Source organism: Campylobacter sp. GB48, from assembly GCF_049221845.1.
Lineage (GTDB): Bacteria > Campylobacterota > Campylobacteria > Campylobacterales > Campylobacteraceae > Campylobacter_D > Campylobacter_D lari_C.
The window spans coordinates 1-1997 of record NZ_JBMJAR010000043.1 but is presented as its reverse complement, the minus strand read 5'-3'; the positions used below and the strand labels follow the sequence as shown (position 1 = coordinate 1997).

Genomic DNA, 1997 nt, shown 5'->3' with positions numbered 1-1997 from the left:
CTTGTCCTTCTCTTAAGGCTTCTTTTATACTTTCTTTAATGTTAATAGTGGTATTGTTTTCATTATGAACACTAGTATTATTTTCATTTGCATTCATCTAAGGCCTTTTGGATTTTGTTTATTGTATCTTCTATAAAGATTGATACATTTTTGCGGTAATCTTTCCATTCTTTTCCGAGTGTCTTATCGAGAAGTTTTGAGCTATTTGGATCTAAATTATTAAATATATTATAGTTTTCTTTCATGTTTTGAAATATGAAATTTGTATCCTTAAAAGAACACAATTGATTGTTATGAAATAAAAGAAGACCTCGAATTGTTATTTTTGGATAGATTGCCATAGTTTTATACCAAGAACCCTTATTCAAATAGCCTATGCTATCTAAATAATCATAAAATTCTTCATAGTGCTTTATAAATTTAAGTTTTTCTTCAAAAATTTGTTTTTCTAAATCTTTAGTAGAGGCTCTTAAGTTTAGGTATTTTTGTTTTTCATTTGAGTTTAAATTGCTTATGAAATTAAGATAATTAAAATAGGTTTGCTCTCTACCATGTAGAAAGATAAAAATATCAATGTTGCTTTGAATAAAATTTTGGCAATACCTATCCTCAAATCCAAAGAATTTAGCCACCTTAAAATCAAAAATAGCCTTTTGCATTTTTGTATTTAAATCTTTAAAGTCTTCTAGTTTAGGCTGATAATCATCTACAATTTTAATCATATCTTTAGGACTTGGATTTAAAGTCATTTTTTCAAAATTTTTAAAATTTAATTGAGCCTTAGGATGATGATACATTCCCCAATAAATCGTATATAAAGGAGAATAAAGTAATTTTGCAAGCACGGCGAGTATTATGATTAATATAATACAGGGTATATAAAATCTTTTAAGTTTATAAAAAGGTTTTTTCATTTATATTCCTTGATATTTTAAAAATAGTTTATAAAATTTTTTATAAAAATCATAATGATATTTTTTATACTATTTATTGTATTACTAATATTTGACATTCTAAAATTTTTAAAATATAGTATTTATTTTCAAAAAAATACTATATATTTACTCTGCTTTAATTTCTCCACCTTTAACAACAAGACCCTTAGAATCTATCACTACTTCTACTCCACCTGCTTTAATGATAACACAATCTGGTTTAGCATTAATCAATGTTTCTCCTACTTGTATAGTTGCCTCACTATCAGCCTTTAGATAATGAGTTGTTTTTGCATAGGTAGTGATATTGTTAGCCACCATACTTGTATTTTTATCGCTTTCAAATCCCATGGATTCATTGCTTGTAAAAAGAATATTATCTTTGCTTTTGCAATCTATCTCTTTTTCGCTCAAGACTTGTATTTTATTGCTCGTGTTTATATTGTAATAACCTTCTATAATTTCTTTTTTGTTTCCTTTAATATTTCTAGTTTCATCTTTATGTATAATGGTATTTTTGTTTGCACATATTTCAGTGTCTTTATTTTCTCCTATATATTCACTTGAATTTTTAGCTACTCTTAATTTGTTGTCTACTCCTACATTTAAAGTGTTAGATAATCCAACTATGGTGTCTTTAGATAAACCTACATTTATTAGATACTCAGCACCAACATTGACATTTTTAGCTAAATCTATGGTTTGCGTATGAACTTTTTTAATTCTTTCATTATAAATCCCATCCACCATAGAATCTTTATCATTTAAAATTCTTTGAGTAAAGTTGTGCTGAACCAATTCATCATAGTCTCTTTCTGCTTTTAGATAGATTTGTTCTTTATCTTTTAAGTTGGATAAAGTTAGTTCATTGTATCCTTGTTCATATACTCCTATAGTTTTAGAGCTAATGGAAGTTTTGTGATCATGGTGTGGCAACGATACAAGAGGATCATTCACCCCATTATATAAACTCCCACTAATAAAAGGCTTGTCTATATCATCATCTAAAAATGAAATAATAACTTCATCTCCTATTCTTGGTGTATGATAAAAACCTGAATG

2 protein-coding genes are annotated in these 1997 nt (G+C 26.7%); both read right to left on the bottom strand.

Features of this window, described 5'->3' with window-relative positions:
* Nucleotides 1-83: 83 nt before the first annotated feature.
* Nucleotides 84-914, bottom strand: a complete 831-nt coding sequence (locus ACOTVC_RS08600; RefSeq protein WP_421628340.1) for a hypothetical protein — start codon at nt 912-914, stop codon at nt 84-86.
* A gap of 147 nt (nt 915-1061) precedes the next feature.
* Nucleotides 1062-1997 (bottom strand): bacteriophage T4 gp5 trimerisation domain-containing protein (locus ACOTVC_RS08595; RefSeq protein ID WP_421628338.1); only part of this gene is annotated, 936 nt, incomplete at its 5' end.